This window comes from Streptomyces sp. NPDC002133 (assembly GCF_040296405.1).
Lineage (GTDB): Bacteria > Actinomycetota > Actinomycetes > Streptomycetales > Streptomycetaceae > Streptomyces.
The window spans coordinates 79,131-98,770 of the sequence record NZ_JBEOXF010000026.1; the positions used below are offsets into that span (position 1 = coordinate 79,131).

Sequence of the window (19,640 nt, forward strand, 5' to 3'; positions counted from 1 at the left end):
CCCGCCCGCGCCGGCTCACAGGGCGTACCGGGGCCCGACGCGGGGCCCCGGTACGGGGCGGGTCAGCGCCGCTTGCCCCCACCCTGCTTCGGGTCGAGGAGGCCGGCCTTGCGCAGGGCGTCCGCCATCGCGCTGTTGGCCGGGGCGGGGGCCTGGCGGGAGGGCGCGCCGGCGCCGCGGCCGCCGCCCTGGCGCTGCTGGGGCGGACGGCCGCCCTGGCCCCGCTCGCGCCGGGCACCGCCGCCCGACGCCTGCGGCGCCGCGTCGTCGTCCAGCCGCAGCGTCAGCGAGATCCGCTTGCGCGGGATGTCGACGTCGAGCACCTTGACCTTGACCACGTCGCCCGGCTTCACCACGTCCCGCGGGTCCTTGACGAAGGTCCGGGACATCGCCGACACATGGACGAGCCCGTCCTGGTGGACGCCGACGTCCACGAAGGCCCCGAACGCCGCCACGTTCGTGACGACACCCTCCAGCACCATGCCCGACGACAGGTCGGAGATCTTCTCGACACCGTCCTTGAAGGTCGCCGTCCTGAACGCGGGCCGCGGGTCGCGACCCGGCTTCTCCAGCTCACGCAGGATGTCGGTCACCGTCGGCAGACCGAACGTCTCGTCCACGAAGTCGTCGGGCCGCAGCGACCGGAGCACCGACGTGTTGCCGACCAGCGAGGCGACCTCGCTCCCCGCCGTCTTCACCATCCGCCGCACCACCGGGTAGGCCTCGGGGTGCACGCTCGACGCGTCCAGCGGGTCGTCCCCGCCGCGGATGCGCAGGAAGCCGGCGCACTGCTCGTAGGCCTTCGGGCCGAGCCGTGCCACATCCTTGAGCGACTGCCTCGATCGGAACGGCCCGTTCGCGTCCCGGTGCGCCACGATGTTCTCGGCGAGGCCCGAGCTGATGCCCGACACGCGCGAAAGCAGCGGTGCGGAGGCCGTGTTGACGTCGACACCGACGCCGTTCACACAGTCCTCGACGACCGCGTCCAGCGAACGGGACAGCTTCACCTCGGACAGGTCGTGCTGGTACTGGCCGACGCCGATCGACTTGGGGTCGATCTTCACGAGCTCGGCGAGCGGGTCCTGCAGCCGCCGTGCGATCGACACCGCGCCGCGCAGCGAGACGTCGAGGTCCGGCAGCTCCTGCGAGGCGAACGCGGACGCCGAGTACACGGACGCGCCCGCCTCCGACACCATCACCTTGGTGAGCTTCAGCTCCGGGTGCTTGGCGATGAGTTCGCCGGCGAGCTTGTCGGTCTCGCGCGACGCCGTGCCGTTGCCGATGGAGACCAGCTCGACCGCGTGCTCCTTCGCGAGCCGCGCCAGCTTCGCCAGCGACTCGTCCCACTTGTTCGCGGGGACATGGGGGTAGATCGTGTCGGTGGCGACGATCTTGCCGGTCGCGTCGACGACGGCCACCTTCACGCCCGTACGGAAGCCGGGGTCGAGGCCGAGCGTCGCCCGCGTACCCGCCGGGGCGGCGAGCAGGAGGTCGCGCAGGTTCGCCGCGAAGACCCGTACCGCCTCGTCCTCGGCCGCCGTCCGCAGCCGCAGCCGCAGATCGATCCCGAGGTGGACGAGGATCCGGGTCCGCCACGCCCAGCGCACGGTGTCCGCCAGCCACTTGTCGGCCGGGCGGCCGCGGCCGGCGATGCCGAAGCGGCGGGCGATCATGCCCTCGTAGGTCGTGGGGCCGGGCTCGTCCGACGGCTCCTCGGGCTCCAGGACCAGGTCCAGGACCTCCTCCTTCTCGCCCCGGAGCATCGCCAGCACGCGGTGCGAGGGCAGCTCGGTGAACGGCTCGGCGAAGTCGAAGTAGTCGGCGAACTTCGCGCCCGGCCCCTCTTTGGCGTCGCCTTTGCCCTCGCGCACCTTCGCCGCCAGCCGGCCCCGCGTCCACATGCGCTCACGCAGTTCGCCGATGAGGTCGGCGTCCTCGGAGAAGCGTTCGGTGAGGATCGCCCGAGCGCCCTCCAGTGCCGCCGCTGGATCCGCCACGCCCTTGTCCGCGTCGACGAACGCCGCCGAGGCCGCGAGCGGCTCCACCGAAGGGTCGCCCAGCAGGCCCTCGGCGAGCGGCTCCAGACCGGCCTCACGGGCGATCTGCGCCTTCGTGCGCCGCTTGGGCTTGAAGGGCAGATAGACGTCCTCCAGGCGGGCCTTGGTCTCGGCGCCCCTGATCTGCGCCTCCAGCTCGTCGGTGAGCTTGCCCTGCTCCCGCACGGACTCCAGGATCGCGGTCCGCCGCTCCTCGAGCTCCCGCAGATACCGCAGCCGCTCCTCGAGCGTGCGCAGCTGCGCGTCGTCGAGCATCTCGGTCGCTTCCTTGCGGTAGCGAGCGATGAACGGCACGGTCGACCCGCCGTCGAGCAGCTCGACGGCCGCCTTCACCTGCCGCTCCCGTACGCCGAGCTCCTCGGCGATCCTGCCTTCGATGGACGTCGTCACGGTTTCCCGACTCGCCTTCTGCTGCTGGCTGTGCTTGGAGGCCGCGGACAGGGTCCGCGGCGCCGCCGGCCGACGGCTGTCGCCTGGCTGCGGCATCGTCGGTCGCCATGGCTCCGCCATGACTCCTTCCTCCGCCCCGCCATGCTCGGCCCTCGTCCCGCTCCTTCTCCCGCGCTCCCTGTCGGCGCGGCCTCTCGGCTGCATTCTGCCGGGTGGCCGGGTGTCGTGTCGCGCACCCCCTCCGAGGCGCGGGGTCAGCCTCTGCCGGTCAGATCCGCCGGGAACGCCCCGGCCGCGACGGCCGCCATCAGGAAACCTCGCGCCAGCTCGGTGAGCCGTTCGACGCCCACGGCGCCGAGGTGCTCGTACGGGGCGGCGTCGAGCCGGTCGGTGTGGTCCTCGAGCTCCGCCCGCAGGGCGGAGCCCGCACTGCTCAACTCGCCCTCGGCGTCGAGCAGTCCACGCTCGCGCAGCCGCTCGGACGCGGCCTCCCAGTCGGTGCGCCGCCAGCCGCGGCTGGCGAGGATCCACCGCGGTGACATGCCCTTGCCGGTCGCGGTGTGGCTGACCAGGGCCTCCAGCGGGTCGAGCCCCGCGGACAGCAGCGCGGCGAGATGACCGTCGCCGCGGTGCTCGCGCAGCAGGGTCGCGGCGTGCCAGTAGGCGAGGTGCGGCTCGTCGGGCACGGGCAGGTCGGCGTGCGCCGCGTACAGCGGCCGGGCGTGCCGCGTGCACGCCTCCGTGGCGCGCAGCGCGAGCCCGGCGGCCTCCGCCATCTCGTCCGACGCGACCACGTCGTCGCCGAGCAGCCGGCGCAGCGTGGCGTCCGCGGCCCGCATCCGGGCCGCCAGGACGGTGGCAGGGGACGCCGTGTCCCACACCGCGGGCAGATGCCGGGCGATCAGCTCGTGGTTGAAGTTGTAGAACGTCGCCGCCACCGTGCCGGGGCCGACGGCGCCCATCGCGGCGGCGCGCCCCGCGAAGTAGGCGGCACTCGTGTCCCCTACGCCGATCGCGGCGAGCTCCTTCGCGTAGTCGGGCGAGAAGTACAGCGTGGAGTGCAGCGGGTTGACGGCGTTGTGGCAGCGCCGTCCCGCGCGCGGCGGCAGTGAGGTCATGACGGGCACGTTACCGACTGGTCGGTACGACAGGAAGGGCCGGGGGTGGCGCCCGAACGCGCGATGGCAGGAATGGTGGGGTGCATGTCGTTGCGGTCACATGGTGGGGCCCCGACGATGGAGACATGACCGAGCGAACCGTGCTCGTCGTGCTCTTCGACGGCGTGCAGAGTCTTGATGTGACAGGCCCGCTGGAGGTGTTCGCGGGCGCCAACAGACAGCCGGCCCGCCCGTTCACCTACGGCATCCGCACCGCCTCGCTCGACGGCGGGCCGATCCGCACATCGAGCGGGCTCACTCTCGTACCGGACGGGGCTCTGCACGCGTACGAGTCCGACGCACCGCACAGCCTGATCGTCCCGGGCGGCCAGGGCACCCGCCACCCCGATCCGGAGCTGATCGACTGGCTGCGCGCCCACGCCCCGCGCGCCGAGCGCCTCGTCTCCGTCTGCACCGGAGCCCTGCTGCTGGCCGAGGCGGGCCTGCTCGACGGGCATCGCGTCACCACCCACTGGGCGGTCTGCGACCACCTCGCCCGCAGCCACCCCGCCGTCGAGGTCGACCCCGAGCCGATCTTCGTACGGGACGGGAAGCTCGCGACGTCCGCCGGCGTCACCGCCGGTATCGACCTCGCCCTCGCGCTGGTCGAGGAGGACCTCGGGCGCGAGACCGCGCTGACGATCGCCCGCCACCTCGTGGTCTTCCTGCGCCGCCCCGGCAACCAGGCGCAGTTCAGCGCCCAGCTCGCCGCCCAGACCGCGCAGCGCGAACCGCTGCGCGAGGTGCAGCAGTACATCACCGAGCACCCGGAGGGCGATCTGTCGGTCGAGGCACTGGCCGCCCGCGCCCGGCTCTCACCGCGCCAGTTCGCCCGTGCCTTCCGCGGCGAGACGGGCACGACGCCGGGCAGGTACGTCGACCGGGTCCGCATCGAGCACGCCCGGCGGCTGCTCGAGGACACCGGCGACGGCGTCGAGGAGATCTCCCGGGCCTGCGGATACGGAACGCCCGAGGCGATGCGCCGCGCCTTCGTCAAGGCGCTCGGCACGGCACCCGCCGAGTACCGCCGCCGTTTCCACGCACCCGTCCACTGAACCCGTGCAACCGAGAGGGACTGCCATGCAGATCGCCATCCTGCTCTACGACGGCTTCACCAGCCTCGACGCCGTCGGCCCGTTCGAACTGCTCAGCCGGCTGCCGGACGCCGAGACCGTCTTCGTCGCCGAGAAGCCGGGCCCCGTCCGCAACGACCAGGGCAACCTCGCGCTGGTCGCCGACCGCTCTCTCGCCGATGTGACGGCTCCCGACATCGTCCTCGTGCCCGGCGGACCCGGCTCGCGGCAGACCATGACGGACGAGACGGTTCTGCGGTGGCTGCGCGCGGTGGACGCCACCAGCACCTGGACCACCTCGGTGTGCACGGGCTCGCTCGTGCTGGGCGGGGCCGGCCTGCTCAAGGGCCGCCGGGCCACCAGCCACTGGCTGGCGCTGGACATACTCGGTCTGCTGGGCGCCGAGACGACCGGCGAGCGCGTCGTCTTCGACGGCAAGTACGTCACGGCAGCCGGGGTGTCGTCCGGCATCGACATGGCCCTGCACCTGATCGGCCGGATCGCGGGCGAGGAGACCGCGCAGACGATCCAGCTGCTGACCGAGTACGACCCGCAGCCGCCGTACGACGCGGGCTCGCCGGACAAGGCCCCGGCCAAGGTCGTCGAGTACTGGCGCGCGCAGGCGGTGACCGACGACCTGGTCCGGACCGGCGACCAGTGACCGTCACACGGTCCAGGTGAAGCGCGGCGGCCTGCGCTCCAGGAACGCGGCGACACCCTCCGCGGTGTCGCCGCTGCCGCGCGCCTGCTCCGCCCAGTACGCGTACCGGTCGGTGCGCCCCGAAGCGAACTCCTTCGCCGCGGCCTGCGTCAGCTGCGAGCGGCTCGCCAGCACGCGGGTGAACTCGGCGACCCGCTTGCCCAGTTCCCCCTCCGGCAGCACCTCGTCCACCAGGCCGGTGCGCAGCGCCCGCTCCGTGCCGATCAACTCGCCCGAGAACAGCAGGTACTTCGCCGCCGCGGGTCCGACCAACGACACCAGCCGCCGGGTCGAGGACGCCGGATAGACGATCCCGAGCTTCGCCGGGGTGACCCCGAAGGAGGCACCCTCCTCGGCGAACCGCAGATCGCACGCGGCGGCCAGCTGGCAGCCGCCGCCCACGCAGTAGCCGCGCACGGCCGCGAGCGTCGGCTTGGGGAAGGCGGCGAGCGCCTCCTCGGCCCGTACGGCCAGACTCTGCGGCTCCTCGCCCGCGACCGTCGCGCGCTCGCGCAGCGACGAGATGTCGGCGCCCGCGCAGAACGTGCTCCCGGCTCCGGTCAGCACCAGCGCCCGTACCTCCACGTCGTGCGCCAGGCCCTCCAGCACGTCCGGCAGCGCGCGCCACATCGCTGCCGTCATCGCATTGCGCTTCTCGGGATGGCTGATGACGACGGTGGCGACCCCGGCCGCCACCTCGGCGGAGATGTGCCCCTGCTGAGGCTCCGTACGGTCCATGCGCCGGATGCTATCCGCCCGGCCCGAACCTATGATCAAGAAGGGGGTGTGACGAGGAGGCACGCATGGCCGGTCCCACCCAGGAGGGCAGGAAGCTCCGCCGCAGCTTCGGCTGGCTGGCGGCCCTCGGCGTGATTCTCGTGCTCGCCGGAGTGGTCGGACTCGTCTACGTCGGCGTCGCGACCCTGACCTCCATGCTGCTCTTCGGCTGGTTGCTGCTGATCGGCGGACTGGTCGGGCTGCTGCAGGCGATCGAGTCACGCGGCAGCCACTTCTTCTGGCTCGCCGTGGTCGTCGCCGCGCTCAACATCGCGGCCGGTGTCGTCGTCATCCGGCATCCGCAGGGCAGCGCGGAGGCGCTGACCATGTTCGCCGCGCTGCTGTTCCTGACCGGTGGCCTGTTCCGGCTGGTGGGGAGTGTGGTGGTGCGTGGGCCGCAGTTCGGCTGGACGCTGCTGCAGGGCGCGTTCGGCCTGCTGCTCGGCATTCTGGTGCTCGCGAACTGGCCCGAGAGCAGCCGTTATGTGCTCGGCGCCTTCTTCTCGCTGGCGCTGCTCTTCGACGGGCTCGGGCTGATCGCGGTCGGCATCGGCGGCCGCCGGATCATCGGCACGGTGAGCGACACGGAGGTGTCGGCGAAGTCATCAGAAGAAGATCAGGATCAGTCGAAGAACTGACCCTGTCATACCCATCTGGTCAGATTCTGTCGATAGGCGGCTACTTCTGATCAGGAGCCCGGTATGGACCAGCCGGTTCCCAACACTCTGTAGTCAAGAACTCAATTGGTTCCTGACCACAATTCACGAGGGTGGGTGCCGGACTTATGGAGAGCCCCGGGAGCATCCCGGCCCGGCCACTGTCGTACGAAGGCGTCTGGCGGTTCACCGCACCCGCGCTCGAGGTCTCCGTGCCGCAGGCCAGGCATGCGGTCCGTGATCTGATCCGCCGCCAGGGCGTGCCTGTCCACGACGAGCTCCTGCAGGGACTGCTGGTGATCGTCTCCGAGCTGGTGACCAACTCCGTGCGGCACGCCGCCCTGCTGTCGCCCGAGGTCGCCGTCGAGGTGGCGATCGGTCCCGAGTGGATCCGGGTGGCCGTCGAGGACAACCACCCGTACCGGCCCAAGGCACTGGAGACGGACTACGCACAGACCGGCGGCCGCGGCCTGCTGCTCGTCAAGGAGATCACCCGCGAGGCGGGCGGCACCTGCGACGTGGAGCACACCGCGACCGGCGGAAAGATCATCTGGGCGGCGCTCCCGCTCGCGACGGCCGGTGTCCATGGCGTGGTGCCTCAGTAGTCACCGCCCAGGCCCCGCAGCCGCAGCCCGAAGCCACAGCCACGTCCCCGGGCGGCGGCCTCACCAGCCGTCGGCCGGCCCCGTGAGCTCCTTGATGGACGGGCGCGCCGCGTCCAGCACCGTCATGAACCAGGCGGAGAACGGGTCCCGGGCGTGCCGCTCGGCCAGCTCGCCCGCCGTCACGAACGCCGTCTCGCCGATCTCCTCCGCGTCAGGCCGCAGCGGAGCCTGCACCAGGCCGACGAAGAGGTGGTTGAACTCCTGCTCCACCAGGCCCGACGCCGGGTCGGGATGGTTGTAGCGGACCGTGCCCGCCTCCGCCATCAGCGACGGAGACACACCCAGCTCCTCGTACGTACGCCGCGCGGCGGCGGCGAACGGCGCCTCGCCCGGGTACGGGTGGCCGCAGCAGGTGTTCGACCAGACGCCGGGGGAGTGGTACTTCCCCAGGGCGCGGCGCTGGATCAGCAGCCGCCCCTGCTCGTCGAAGAGGAACACGGAGAACGCCCGGTGCAACTGCCCGGGCGCCCGATGGGCGGAGAGCTTCTCCGCGGTGCCGATGGTATGGCCGTTCTCGTCGACGAGTTCGAGCAAGATCGGCTGCTGGGTGCCGGCGGGCGAGCTGTTCGCCGCGGTGGCGGGTGTGGTCGGCATAGCCATCCTTCGCTTCGTTCCTCGGCCCTGCGGGGCGCACCCAGTCTGCCGTACAAAAGCGGCTTGTCCGCACTTCACCGCCCTGGGCATGTCCGCGCCCGCCACGCGGATGCGCGGCGGGCGCGGACGCTGGATCAGACTCCGAAGGCCCCCAGGTAGGTGATCGTGCCCTGCGGCACAGCCGTGGAACCGTCCAGGAACAGCGCCGACATCGACTCGACGGGCACCTCGAACCCCGGTGCGACGCCCAGCCGCGGGGCGGGAGCGAAACCGAAGCGCGGGCAGTACTCCGGATGGCTCATCACCAGGACCAGCCGCTCACCGCGTGCCTGTGCCGCGTCCGGCACGGCCCGGATCACCGCGGAGCCCGCGCCCCGTCGCCGATGCTCCCGTGCGGTGGCGCACGGCGCCAGGGCCGGCGCGGGCGGGTCACCGACCCGGCCCGGGGCCTCCCCGCCGAAGGCAGGGGAAGGCTCGGCAGCGCGTACGCCGCCACCGAGCCGTCCGGCGCCTCCGCCACGTACGAGAGACCCGGCGGCCGGGCCGACGCGTCCTTGCGCAGCGCGTCGACCGGATCCGCCTCCTCCCCCGTGGGGAACGCCGCCGTGTCGACCGCGCTCCCCGCCGGGCTGCCGGCCGCCCGTCACCGGGGGTACCCGCGGACGAAGCCCTGGGGGAGCGTTCGCCGGCGCGCGCCGGCGGGCCGCAGCACAAAGCCCGTGTAGCCGTACTCCGTGCCGTGGTCGTGCCACATGGCGAGCTCGGCCCGGGTGGCGGCGAGTGCCTCCGCCATTCCGGGAGCCGTGGGATCGGCGGCGTCGGCGCGGGCGCCGAGCGGGCCGTAGTACTCCTCCCAGTCGCTCACGGGCTGCCCGTACACACCGAGGACGTGGTAGCCGGCCTCGACCGCGGCCGCCGTGTTCGCCGCCGGCGTACGCAGCGGGTAGTGCTCCTCCCAGAAGGCGCGGGCCTGCGGGCTGGGTGTGTCGGAGGTCCACTCGCACTCGGTGACGACGAGCGCGCCGCCGGGTGCGAGCAGCCGTCGCCAGCCGCGCAGAGCGGTGTCGAATCCGATCGAGTACACGGAACTCTCCGCCCAGACCAGATCGAACGACCCGTCCGGGTAGGGCAGTTCGCCCATGTCGGCGTTGACGGTACGGATACGGTCGCCGAGCCCGCGGGCCTCGGCGGCCCGCCGCAGCTCCTCGAGGAACGGCTCGTGCAGATCCACGGCCGTGACCTCGGCGCCGGCCTCGGCGGCCAGCAGCAGGGCGGCACGGCCGGGGCCGCAGCCCAGATCGAGGACGCGCGGACGGGACGGCAGCGGACCCGCGAGGGCCAGCAGCCGGCGGGTGGTGTCGTCGGAGCCGGGGCCCTGCCGGGGCAGCCCGTGGTGGAGGGAGAAGAAAGCGTCGTGCGCTGCGTTGGACGTGCCGCTGCCGCGGCGTGGGTTGTCGGACAACGTGGGAACCCTTTGAGTGAGTGGGCCCCGGCCGACGTGCCGTACGGAATCAGGTCAGCGTACGGAGTCAGGCAGGCCGGGAGCCCGGAAGGCCGATGACGGACCGGGGGCTGCACAGCACGGCAGCCGACACTGCGACGGTCATCAACCTCAGCTCCTCTCACGATCACGGCTCCGCACGAATCTAGCAGCTGTCAGTGGCAGAGGCCGGCCTCGTGCGCGGCATGACCGCTCGGCTCCAGCTGGAACGTGCAGTGCCCGACGTCGAAATGGGACCCGAGACAGCCCTGCAGATCGTGCAGCATCTTCTCGTGCCCGACCGCGTCCAGCACGTCCTGGGCGACGACGACATGCGCGGAGAGCACCGGCATCCCGGACGTGATGGTCCAGGCGTGCAGGTCGTGGACGTCCTCGACGCCGGGCAGGGCCACGATGTGCTCCCGGACCTCGGCCATGTCCACACCCTTCGGCGCCGCCTCCAGCAGCACGTTGATGGTCTCCCGGAGCAGCTTGACCGTACGCGGCACGATCATCAGCCCGATCGCGAGCGAGGCGATCGGGTCGGCGGCCTGCCAGCCGGTGGCCAGGATGATGCCCGCCGAGATCAGTACCGTCACCGAGCCGAGTGCGTCCGCGAGCACCTCCAGGTACGCGCCGCGCACATTGAGGCTCTCCTTCTGGCCCCGCATCAGCAGTGTGAGCGACACCAGGTTGGCGACCAGCCCGACGAGGGCGAACGCGATGACGACGCCGCCCCGGGTGTCGGCCGGCGTGATGAAGCGCTGCACCGCCTCGTAGACGAGATAGCCGCCGACCCCGAGCAGCAGCAGACAGTTCGCCAGCGCGGCGAGGATCTCGGCGCGGGCGAACCCGTAGGTCCGCCGGCTGTCGGCCGGGCGGGCGGCGAAGTGGATCGCCAGAAGCGCCATGGCGAGGCCGAGGGCGTCCGTCGCCATGTGTGCGGCGTCGGCGATGAGGGCCAGTGAGTCCGCCAGGATTCCGCCGACGATCTCCAGGACCATCACGCCCAGCGTGATCCCGAGCGCGACCCGCAGCCGGTTCCTGTAGGCGGCGGCCGCGGTGCCCGTCGGCGGGGCGCCGCCGTGCGTGTGTCCGTGGTCGTGCCCAGCCCCCATGAGAGACGCCTCCCGGATCGTCCGATTCGATCTGTCCGCGTGGCCAGTGAACTACGGGTGGGGGGTATCCGGCAACCCGACGTTGAACACCGTTGTCATATGCTCTGACCTGCGATTATGTCCGCAGGTCAGAGCGCCGGGCGATCTGCGCGGCCGTCGGCCGGTAGGTGTGGGCCGGGCCGGCGGGCCGGGGTGCTCGGCCGTGGGACGGGGCCGAGGGCTCGGCGAGAAGGCCGGCCGGCCGGGCGGTTCAGCCGACGCGGGCCGCCTCGGGGTGGCGCAGCACCCAGCCCTCCCATGCCGAGTCGACCATCTCGCGCACTCCGCGCGAGGCCGTCCAGCCCAGTTCCTTCGCGATCCGCTCGACGGAGGCGACCGCCCGAGCCGCGTCACCGGCGCGCCGCGGCTCGACGACCGCGGGTGTCCCGTGGCCCGTCACCTCGGCGACGAGGCGGGCGAGCTCGCGCACCGAGACGCCCTCGCCGCGGCCGATGTTCACGGTGAGGTCCCCGGCGCCGTCCTGGGCGGCCAGGCGGCGGGCCACGGTCAGGTGCGCGTCGGCGAGATCGGCGACATGGATGTAGTCGCGGACACAGGTGCCGTCCGGAGTCGGATAGTCGTCGCCGAAGATCCGCGGCGCCTCGCCACGGGTGATCCGGTCGAAGAACATCGGGATGATGTTGAACACCCCGGTGTCGGCGAGGTCGGGCCGGGCGGCGCCCGCCACGTTGAAGTACCGCAGACAGGCCGTGGCGATGCCGTGGGCCTGTCCCGCCGCCCGCACCAGCCACTCGCCCGCGAGCTTGGTCTCGCCGTACGGGTTGATCGGTACCGCGGGGGTGTCCTCCGTGATGAGCTCCACATCGGGGACCCCGTACACGGCGGCGGACGACGAGAAGAGGAACCGCTTCACGCCTGCGTCGACCACGGCCTCCAGCAGGACTGTGAGCCCGTGCACATTCTCGCGGTAGTAGCGCAGCGGCTGCTCCACGGACTCCCCGACCTGCTTCTTCGCGGCGAGATGCACCACACCCGTGATCGCGTGCTCGGCGAGCGCGCGGTCCAGCACCTCCCGGTCGAGCACCGAGCCGTGCACCAGGGGCACGCCGTCGGGCAGCCGTCCGGGAACCCCCGACGAGACGTCGTCGAGGACGACGACGCGCTCCCCGGCCTCGGTCATGGCATGCGCCACATGGGCCCCGATGTACCCCACTCCACCTGTGATCAGCCAAGTCATAGCCGCCACCCTAGGGGGTGCGCGGGGGCGGTTTGTGGGGCATGGGGGAGGATCGACGATGATGATCTAGGACCTGCCTCCCCGATCCGGTCCGATCCGGGAGACAGGCCCTGAGGCCGGGACGACTGCGGCCCCGGGCCGGGAGAACGGCGTCCCCCGACGGGGGCACGAAGGCCGGGCGGGGGAGCGGGGATGTCCCCGGCGGTAAACCTCGGTGAACTCAAGATTCCGAACATCCGATAGCCTCACCCGACGTGCCGCCGCCCGGGTCACGGGCCGAGCCGCCGTGTACACCCACCTGTTCAGCGCCAAGGAGTGAGTCCGTCTGTCGACCGCCATCCTCACCGGTCCGCCGGTACCCGGATCGCCGCTCGAAGGCGATCTGAGGTCGCTGGGCTTCGACGTCCGCGTCGCCGCCTCCGGCGCCGACGAGACCGCCACGCTCCTCGCCGGTGTCCCGGCCGCCGACCGGGTCGCCCTGGTCGACCCCGGCTTCGTCGGCCACCTCCACGCCCTGCGCCTGGCCCTCACGGATCCCCGCTTCCCGGCGGCCGCGGTCCCGGGCGCGGTCACGGCCCAGGCCGAGGCGCGCGCGGCCCTGCTGAGCGCGCTGCGGTCGGCCGGAGCCCCGGCTTCGGCTTCGGCCCCGGCTCCGGACGCCGTGTCGTCCGCCGGTGCGCGCGTCCCCGTACCCGCCGGCGTGCTCGCCGACCGGGTCGCGGGGGCGATCGACGCCGACGGCACTCCCGTGCACCGGCCCGAGCTCGGTTCGCTCGTGGCGACCGTGCCGGGAGACCCCCAGGCCCGTAACGAGGCCCGGCAGGCCGTCGCGGCCGTCGACGACGAGGACGTACGGCTGCGCTCGGCGGTGAAGGCGCGGGACGGGTTCTTCACCACCTTCTGCATCAGCCCCTACTCGAGGTACATCGCCCGCTGGTGCGCCCGGCGGGGGCTGACCCCCAACCAGGTCACCACCGCGTCGCTGATCACCGCGCTGATCGCGGCCGGATGCGCCGCGACCGGCACGCGCGGGGGATACGTGGCCGCCGGCGTGCTGCTGCTCTGCTCCTTCGTGCTGGACTGCACGGACGGGCAGCTCGCCCGCTACTCGCTGCAGTACTCGACGATGGGCGCCTGGCTCGACGCCACCTTCGACCGGGCCAAGGAGTACGCCTACTACGCGGGCCTCGCCCTCGGTGCCGCCCGCGGCGGGGACGACGTCTGGGCGCTGGCCCTCGGCGCGATGGTGCTGCAGACCTGCCGGCATGTCGTGGACTTCTCCTTCAACGAGGCCAACCACGACGCGGTGTCCAACACCAGCCCCACCGCCGCCCTCTCCGACAGGCTCGACAGCGTGGGCTGGACGGTCTGGGTACGCCGCATGATCGTGCTCCCGATCGGCGAGCGCTGGGCCATGATCGCCGTGCTGACGGCCGTGGCCACGCCCCGGATCGTCTTCTACGCCCTGCTCGTCGGCTGTGCCTTCGCCGCCACGTACACCACCGCGGGCCGCGTCCTGCGGTCGCTGACCCGGAAGGCGCGGAGGACGGACCGGGCCGCCACCGCCCTGGCGGACCTCACCGACTCCGGTCAGCTCGCCGAGAGCTTCGCGGCGGCCTTCGCCAGGACCGCCCGCGCGCTGCCCGGCATCGCGCCCCTCCTCGTCGCCGTGGCCGGCGGCGCCGCCGTCGCGAGCGCCGCGGCCTTCGCGGAGGTCGGTAGCTGGTGGCCGGTCGCGGCCGCCGCGCTGTACGTCGCGACCTCCGGCTTCGCCGTCGCCCGCCCCCTCAAGGGCGCCCTCGACTGGCTCGTCCCCCCGGTCTTCCGGGCCGTGGAGTACGGCGTGATCCTGCTCCTCGCCGCCCGCTCCGAGGTGAACGGAGCCCTGCCCGCGGCTTTCGGCCTGGTGGCCGCGGTCGCCTACCATCACTACGACACGGTGTACCGCATTCGCGGCGGCACCGGCGCGCCGCCTGCCTGGCTGGTGCGGACGATCGGCGGGCACGAGGGCCGCACGCTGGCGGTGGCGGTTCTCGCTGCGCTCCTGGCGTCTCACGGCAGCGGTTTCGCCGTCGCGCTCACCGTGCTCGCGGTGGCCGTGGCGCTGGTGGTGCTCGTGGAGTCCATCCGCTTCTGGGTCTCCGCCGGAGCACCCGCCGTACATGACGAAGGAGAACCCGCATGATCGGCCTCGTACTGGCAGCCGGTGCCGGACGCCGTCTGCGTCCCCACACCGACACGCTTCCGAAGGCCCTCGTGCCCGTGGGACCCGAGCAGGACGGGCCGGCCCTGTCGGTCCTCGACCTCACGCTGCAGAACTTCAGCGAGATCGGCCTCTCCGAGGTCGCCGTCGTCGTCGGCTACCGCAAGGAAGCCGTGTACGCGCGCAAGGAGGAGTTCGAGGCCACGTACGGCCTCAAGCTCACCCTCATCGACAACGACAAGGCCGAGGAGTGGAACAACGCCTACTCCCTCTGGTGCGCCCGTGACGTCCTGAAGCAGGGCGTGATCCTCGCCAACGGCGACACCGTGCACCCGGTCTCCGTCGAGAAGACGCTGCTCGCCGCCCGCGGTGAAGGCCGGCGGATCATCCTCGCCCTCGACACGGTGAAGCAGCTCGCCGACGAGGAGATGAAGGTGATCACCGCCGACGGCAAGGGTGTGCAGAAGATCACCAAGCTGATGGACCCGGCCGCCGCCACGGGCGAGTACATCGGTGTCACCCTCATCGAGCCCGAGGCGGCCGAGGAACTCGCCGACGCGCTGAAGGCCACCTTCGAGCGCGACCCCGACCTCTACTACGAGGACGGCTACCAGGAGCTGGTCCACCGCGGCTTCCGGATCGACGTGGCGCCCATCGGCGACGTCAAGTGGGTCGAGATCGACAACCACGACGACCTCGCGAAGGGCCGGGAGATCGCGTGCCAGTACTGACCCGGCTCATCCCGTCGCCGGTCGTCGTCGACATCCGGCCGGGCGCCCTGGACGACCTCCCCGGACTCCTCGCCGACCAGCGGATCTCCGCGTCGGGCAGGCTGGCGTTCGCCATAAGCAACGGCTCCGGCCAGGCCCTGCGCGAGCGACTCGCCCCGCTGCTGCCCGACGCCGACTGGTACGAGGTCGCGGGCGGCACGATCGACGCCGCGGTCAAGCTGGCCGACGACATCAAGGGCAGGCGCTACGACGCGGTCGTCGGTCTCGGCGGCGGCAAGATCATCGATGTGACGAAGTACGCCGCGGCCCGGGTCGGCCTGCCGTTGGTGGCCGTGGCGACCAACCTCGCGCACGACGGGCTCTGCTCCCCGGTCGCGACGCTGGACAACGACAACGGCCGGGGCTCCTACGGTGTCCCGACACCTATCGCCGTGGTCATCGACCTGGACATCATCCGCGAGGCTCCGGTCCGCTTCGTCCGGGCCGGAATCGGCGACACGATCTCGAATCTCTCGGCCATCGCCGACTGGGAGCTCTCGCACCGGGTCACCGGCGAGCCCGTCGACGGACTGGCCGCCGCCATGGCCCGTACCGCGGGCGAGGCGGTCCTGCGCCACCCCGGTGGTGTCGGAGACGACGGCTTCCTCACCGTGCTGGCCGAGGGCCTGGTCCTGACCGGCATCGCCATGTCGATCAGTGGAGACACCCGGCCCTCGTCCGGCGCCTGCCACGAGATCAGCCATGCCTTCGACCTGCTCCACCCCAAGCGCTGCGCGCTCCACGGCGAGCAGGTCGGACTGGGCGCCGCCTTCGCGATGCATCTGCGTGGCGCCCACGAGGAGTCCGGGCTCTTCGCCGAAGTGCTGCGCAACCACGGACTGCCGGTCCTCCCCGAGGAGATCGGCTTCTCCGTCGACGAGTTCGTCGAGGCCGTGGAGTACGCACCGCAGACCCGCCCCGGACGCTTCACCATCCTCGAGCACCTCGACCTGTCCACCGACCAGATCAGGGACGCGTACGCCGACTATGCCAAGACCATCCGTAGCTGAGCTCCGTCCGGTCGTTCATCCGGAAGGGGTGAAGGACCGGCGGAGCGGTGAGCACTGGGCCGGGCGCCTGTATATGCGCGAGATCTCGCTGCGCGTCGACCGGTACCTGGTGAACACCCGGATCACGCCGAACCAGGTCACCTATGTGATGACCGTCGCCGGCGTGCTCGCGGGCCCGGCCCTGCTGGTGCCCGGGATCGCCGGGGCCGTGCTCGGTGTCGTCATGGTGCAGCTCTATCTGCTGCTCGACTGCGTCGACGGCGAGCTCGCCCGCTGGAAGAAGCAGTACTCGCTCGGCGGGGTGTACCTGGACCGCGTCGGCGCCTACCTGTGCGACGCGGCGGTACTGGTCGGCTTCGGCCTGCGCGCCGCCGACCTGTGGGGCGAGGGGCGGGTGGACTGGCTGTGGGCGTTCCTCGGCACCCTGGCCGCCCTCGGCGCAATCCTGATCAAGGCCGAGACCGATCTGGTCGGCGTCGCCCGTCACCAGGGCGGGCTGCCGCCGGTGAAGGAGGCGGCGTCCGAGCCGCGCTCGTCCGGCCTGGCGCTGGCCCGCAAGGCCGCCGCGGCGCTGAAGTTCCACCGGCTCGTCCTCGGGATCGAGGCGTCCCTGTTGATCCTGGTCCTGGCCGTCCTGGACACGGTCAGGGGTGACTTGTTCTTCTCGCGCCTGGGCGTCGCCGTACTCGCCGGTATCGCGATCGTCCAGACGCTGCTGCACCTCGTGTCCGTCCTCGTGTCGAGCAGGCTGAGGTGAGCACCGTGAAGCTGGGCGCCGTCATCATCACCATGGGCAACCGGCCCGACGACCTGCGTGCCCTTCTCGACTCGGTCGCCAAGCAGGAGGGTGACCCGATCGAGGTCGTCGTCGTCGGCAACGGCGCCCCGGTGACCGATGTGCCCGAGGGCGTCCGCACGGTCGACCTGCCGGAGAACCTGGGCATCCCCGGCGGCCGGAACGCCGGGATCGAGGCCTTCGGCCCCGGCGGCGGGGACGTCGACGTCCTGCTCTTCCTCGACGACGACGGTCTGCTGCCCAACAACGACACCGGCGAGCTGGTCCGCCAGGCGTTCCTGGAGGACCCCTGCCTCGGCATCGTGAGTTTCCGGATCGCCGATCCGGACACCGGGGCCACCCAGCGCCGGCACGTCCCGCGGCTGCGCGCGTCCGACCCGATGCGCTCGTCGCGGGTGACGACCTTCCTCGGCGGCGCCAACGCCGTCCGTACGAAGGTCATCGGCGAGGTCGGCGGTCTCCCGGACGAGTTCTTCTACGCGCACGAGGAGACGGACCTCGCCTGGCGGGCGCTCGACGCCGGCTGGATGATCGACTACCGCTCCGACATGGTGCTGTTCCACCCGACGACGCCGCCCTCGCGGCATGCGGTCTACCACCGCATGGTCGCGCGCAATCGCGTGTGGCTGGCCCGGCGCAATCTGCCCGCGCCCCTGGTGCCGGTCTACCTGGGCGTTTGGATCCTCCTCACCCTGGTGAGGCGGCCTTCGGTCTCGGCGCTCAAGGCGTGGTTCGGTGGCTTCAAGGAGGGCTGGACGACTCCGTGCGGGCCTCGGCGTCCGATGAAGTGGCGTACCGTGTGGCGACTGACCCGGCTGGGCCGACCACCTGTCGTCTGACGGACCGGGATCTGAGAGCATCGGGCGTACTCCGGGACCTGGCCGCCACCTGAGCGCCCACCTGCCGCGCATCTTGAACACGAAAGTTTCAACTTGTGAGTGACACAACCCACGACGGCGCGATCGCGACCAGCGCTCCGCCGTCTCCCGACGACGGTCTGACCTCGGCGGAACTCGCCGCCAAGTACGGCCTGTCGGTGAGCGGTGCCCGACCGGGGCTCTTCGAGTACGTCAGGCAGCTCTGGGGCCGTCGGCACTTCATCCTGGCCTTCTCCCAGGCGAAGCTCACGGCCCAGTACAGCCAGGCGAAGCTCGGCCAGCTGTGGCAGGTGGCGACACCTCTGCTGAACGCTCTCGTGTACTACCTGATCTTCGGGCTCATCCTCGGCGCGGGACGCGGGATGTCGAAGGAGACGTACATCCCGTTCCTGGTCACGGGCGTGTTCGTGTTCACGTTCACCCAGACGTCGGTGATGGCGGGTGTCCGGTCGATCGCCGGCAACCTGGGGCTGGTCAGGGCGCTGCACTTCCCGCGCGCCTCGCTGCCGGTCTCGTTCGCGCTGCAGCAGCTCCAGCAGCTGCTGTTCTCGATGATCGTGCTCCTGCTGATCGTGGTCGCGTTCGGCAGCTACCCGTCGCTGAGCTGGCTGCTGGTGCTGCCGGCGCTCGCGCTGCAGTTCGTCTTCAACGTCGGCCTCGCGCTGATCTTCGCCCGGATGGGCAGCAAGACCCCGGACCTCGCCCAGCTGATGCCGTTCATCCTCCGCACGTGGATGTACGGCTCGGGCGTGATGTTCTCGATCCCGGTGATGCTGGAGGACAAGCCGGCCTGGATCGCGGACGTCCTGATGTACAACCCGGCCGCGATCTACATGGACCTGATCCGGTTCGCCCTGATCGACTCGTACGACTCGTCGAACCTCCCCTCGCACGTGTGGCTCGCGGGCCTGCTCTGGGCGGTCCTGCTGGGTGTCGCGGGGTTCGTGTACTTCTGGAAGGCGGAGGAGCGGTACGGCCGTGGCTGATCTGCAGAAAGAAGACCTGGTACCCGGCGCCCGGGTCCCCACCGTCATCGCCGACGACGTGCACATCGTCTACCGCGTCCACGGCAGCACCGGCGGCCGGGGCAGCGCGACCGCGGCCCTGAGCCGGATACTGCGACGGGACCGCGGCGAGTCCCGCGGCGTCCGCAAGGTGCACGCCGTGCGCGGCGTGTCCTTCACGGCGTACCGCGGCGAGGCCATCGGCCTCATCGGCACCAACGGCTCCGGCAAGTCGACCCTGCTGCGGGCCATCGCCGGCCTGCTGCCCACCGAGAGCGGCAAGGTCTACACCGACGGCCAGCCGTCCCTCCTCGGCGTCAACGCGGCGCTGATGGGTGACCTGACCGGTGAGCGGAACGTCATCCTCGGCGGCCTGGCCATGGGCATGTCGCGCGAGGAGGTCCGCGAGCGCTACCAGAGCATCGTCGACTTCTCCGGGATCAACGAGAAGGGCGACTTCATCACGCTGCCCATGCGCACGTACTCCTCCGGCATGGGTGCCAGGCTCCGCTTCTCCATCGCCGCGGCCAAGGACCACGACGTCCTGATGATCGACGAGGCGCTGGCCACCGGTGACCGGAAGTTCCAGAAGCGCTCCGAGGAGCGCATCCGCGAACTCCGCAAGGAGGCCGGCACGGTCTTCCTGGTCAGTCACAGCAACAGCTCGATCAGGGACACCTGTGACCGCGTCCTGTGGCTGGAGAAGGGCGAGCTGCTGATGGACGGCCCGACCGACGAGGTCATCAAGGCGTACGAGAAGGAGACCGGGAAGTAGCTTCCCGGTCGTCACAGGCCCCCGCCGGATCGCTCCGACGGGGGCCTCACGCACTCCAGCGCCCCGACGCCTCCGGCCCCGGCGCGTGAAGGCCTCCGGCCCTGAACGCGAGGCCGTGACGCCCTGGGCGGGGTGGGACGCCCGCGCCTCTCTTCCCGAGCCCGCCCTGCGGCGACGACTCGGCGACCACTCGGCGCAGTCGCCGAGTGGTCGCCCCCGGGGGCCCGGCCCCCCAACCCGCCCCCCCGGGAGTGATCCCCTGCCTGCCGCTGGCAGGCAGCGGCTGCTCCCTGCCGGGAG

At 71.7% G+C, this 19,640-nt stretch carries 18 protein-coding genes and 1 pseudogene; 11 read left to right on the top strand and 8 right to left on the bottom strand.

The genetic code is table 11. The annotated features are described in order from the left end of the window. Nucleotides 1-62 precede the first annotated feature (62 nt). Both ABT078_RS23700 and ABT078_RS23705 read right to left on the bottom strand, forming a co-directional pair. Complete coding sequence (locus ABT078_RS23700; protein ID WP_351230852.1) at nucleotides 63-2,447, bottom strand: Tex family protein; 2,385 nt, start codon at nucleotides 2,445-2,447, stop codon at nucleotides 63-65. Nucleotides 2,448-2,701: 254 nt separating this feature from the next. After that, nucleotides 2,702-3,565 (bottom strand): SCO6745 family protein, encoded by an 864-nt coding sequence (locus ABT078_RS23705; protein ID WP_351230854.1) that lies wholly within the window; start codon nucleotides 3,563-3,565, stop codon nucleotides 2,702-2,704. A gap of 125 nt (nucleotides 3,566-3,690) precedes the next feature. On the opposite strand from ABT078_RS23705, the gene ABT078_RS23710 reads away from it, so the two are divergent. Continuing rightward, nucleotides 3,691-4,659, top strand: coding sequence for a GlxA family transcriptional regulator (locus ABT078_RS23710; protein ID WP_351230856.1), 969 nt, complete (start codon nucleotides 3,691-3,693; stop codon nucleotides 4,657-4,659). A gap of 25 nt (nucleotides 4,660-4,684) precedes the next feature. Next, a complete protein-coding gene (locus tag ABT078_RS23715) occupies nucleotides 4,685-5,338 on the top strand; it encodes a DJ-1/PfpI family protein (protein ID WP_351230858.1) in 654 nt (217 codons plus the stop codon). 3 nt (nucleotides 5,339-5,341) lie between these two features. Here ABT078_RS23715 and ABT078_RS23720 read toward each other — a convergent pair whose 3' ends face one another. After that, nucleotides 5,342-6,115 carry an enoyl-CoA hydratase/isomerase family protein gene (locus tag ABT078_RS23720; RefSeq protein WP_351230860.1) on the bottom strand — a complete coding sequence of 258 codons (774 nt, stop codon included), beginning with the start codon at nucleotides 6,113-6,115 and terminating at the stop codon, nucleotides 5,342-5,344. 65 nt (nucleotides 6,116-6,180) lie between these two features. Here ABT078_RS23720 and ABT078_RS23725 point away from each other — a divergent pair, with 65 nt between their 5' ends. Further along, complete coding sequence (locus ABT078_RS23725) at nucleotides 6,181-6,792, top strand: HdeD family acid-resistance protein (RefSeq protein ID WP_351230861.1); 612 nt, start codon at nucleotides 6,181-6,183, stop codon at nucleotides 6,790-6,792. Between the two features lie 146 nt (nucleotides 6,793-6,938). Beyond that, on the top strand, nucleotides 6,939-7,415 hold the full coding sequence (locus tag ABT078_RS23730) for an ATP-binding protein (RefSeq protein WP_351230895.1): 477 nt from the start codon (nucleotides 6,939-6,941) through the stop codon (nucleotides 7,413-7,415). A 60-nt stretch (nucleotides 7,416-7,475) separates the two neighbouring features. Here the strand turns inward: ABT078_RS23730 and idi are convergent, their stop codons facing one another. The 5 genes and pseudogenes from idi to ABT078_RS23755 form a co-directional block, all read right to left on the bottom strand. Further along, a complete protein-coding gene (gene idi / locus ABT078_RS23735; protein ID WP_351230863.1) occupies nucleotides 7,476-8,069 on the bottom strand; it encodes an isopentenyl-diphosphate Delta-isomerase in 594 nt (197 codons plus the stop codon). Nucleotides 8,070-8,203: 134 nt separating this feature from the next. Further along, a pseudogene (locus ABT078_RS23740) lies at nucleotides 8,204-9,531 on the bottom strand (bifunctional class I SAM-dependent methyltransferase/N-acetyltransferase). 194 nt (nucleotides 9,532-9,725) lie between these two features. Continuing rightward, complete coding sequence (locus ABT078_RS23745; RefSeq protein WP_351230865.1) at nucleotides 9,726-10,667, bottom strand: cation diffusion facilitator family transporter; 942 nt, start codon at nucleotides 10,665-10,667, stop codon at nucleotides 9,726-9,728. Between the two features lie 250 nt (nucleotides 10,668-10,917). Further along, nucleotides 10,918-11,904, bottom strand: a complete 987-nt coding sequence (galE, locus tag ABT078_RS23750) for a UDP-glucose 4-epimerase GalE (RefSeq protein ID WP_351230867.1) — start codon at nucleotides 11,902-11,904, stop codon at nucleotides 10,918-10,920. Between the two features lie 220 nt (nucleotides 11,905-12,124). Further along, entirely contained in the window at nucleotides 12,125-12,415 is a 291-nt protein-coding gene (locus tag ABT078_RS23755) for a hypothetical protein (RefSeq protein ID WP_351230869.1), read from the bottom strand. Between ABT078_RS23755 and ABT078_RS23760 the strand changes: the two genes are divergently transcribed. The 7 genes from ABT078_RS23760 (at nucleotide 12,296) to ABT078_RS23790 (ending at nucleotide 19,340) form a co-directional block, all read left to right on the top strand. Further along, a complete protein-coding gene (locus tag ABT078_RS23760; protein ID WP_502981285.1) occupies nucleotides 12,296-14,089 on the top strand; it encodes a DUF5941 domain-containing protein in 1,794 nt (597 codons plus the stop codon). The genes ABT078_RS23755 and ABT078_RS23760 overlap by 120 nt on opposite strands. Next, the gene (locus ABT078_RS23765) at nucleotides 14,086-14,838 is read left to right on the top strand and encodes a phosphocholine cytidylyltransferase family protein (RefSeq protein ID WP_351230873.1); all 753 of its coding nucleotides are present in this window, start codon (nucleotides 14,086-14,088) and stop codon (nucleotides 14,836-14,838) included. The genes ABT078_RS23760 and ABT078_RS23765 overlap by 4 nt, the downstream gene beginning before the upstream one ends. Beyond that, entirely contained in the window at nucleotides 14,826-15,887 is a 1,062-nt protein-coding gene (locus tag ABT078_RS23770) for an iron-containing alcohol dehydrogenase family protein (protein WP_351230875.1), read from the top strand. The genes ABT078_RS23765 and ABT078_RS23770 overlap by 13 nt, the downstream gene beginning before the upstream one ends. Next, the gene (locus tag ABT078_RS23775) at nucleotides 15,865-16,644 is read left to right on the top strand and encodes a CDP-alcohol phosphatidyltransferase family protein (RefSeq protein WP_351230877.1); all 780 of its coding nucleotides are present in this window, start codon (nucleotides 15,865-15,867) and stop codon (nucleotides 16,642-16,644) included. Before ABT078_RS23770 ends, ABT078_RS23775 begins: the two co-directional genes overlap by 23 nt. Beyond that, nucleotides 16,641-17,522, top strand: coding sequence for a glycosyltransferase family 2 protein (locus tag ABT078_RS23780; RefSeq protein WP_351230879.1), 882 nt, complete (start codon nucleotides 16,641-16,643; stop codon nucleotides 17,520-17,522). The genes ABT078_RS23775 and ABT078_RS23780 overlap by 4 nt, the downstream gene beginning before the upstream one ends. A gap of 95 nt (nucleotides 17,523-17,617) precedes the next feature. Beyond that, nucleotides 17,618-18,547 (top strand): ABC transporter permease, encoded by a 930-nt coding sequence (locus ABT078_RS23785; protein WP_351230881.1) that lies wholly within the window; start codon nucleotides 17,618-17,620, stop codon nucleotides 18,545-18,547. 1 nt (nucleotide 18,548) lies between these two features. After that, the gene (locus ABT078_RS23790; RefSeq protein ID WP_351230897.1) at nucleotides 18,549-19,340 is read left to right on the top strand and encodes an ABC transporter ATP-binding protein; all 792 of its coding nucleotides are present in this window, start codon (nucleotides 18,549-18,551) and stop codon (nucleotides 19,338-19,340) included. Nucleotides 19,341-19,640 lie beyond the last annotated feature (300 nt).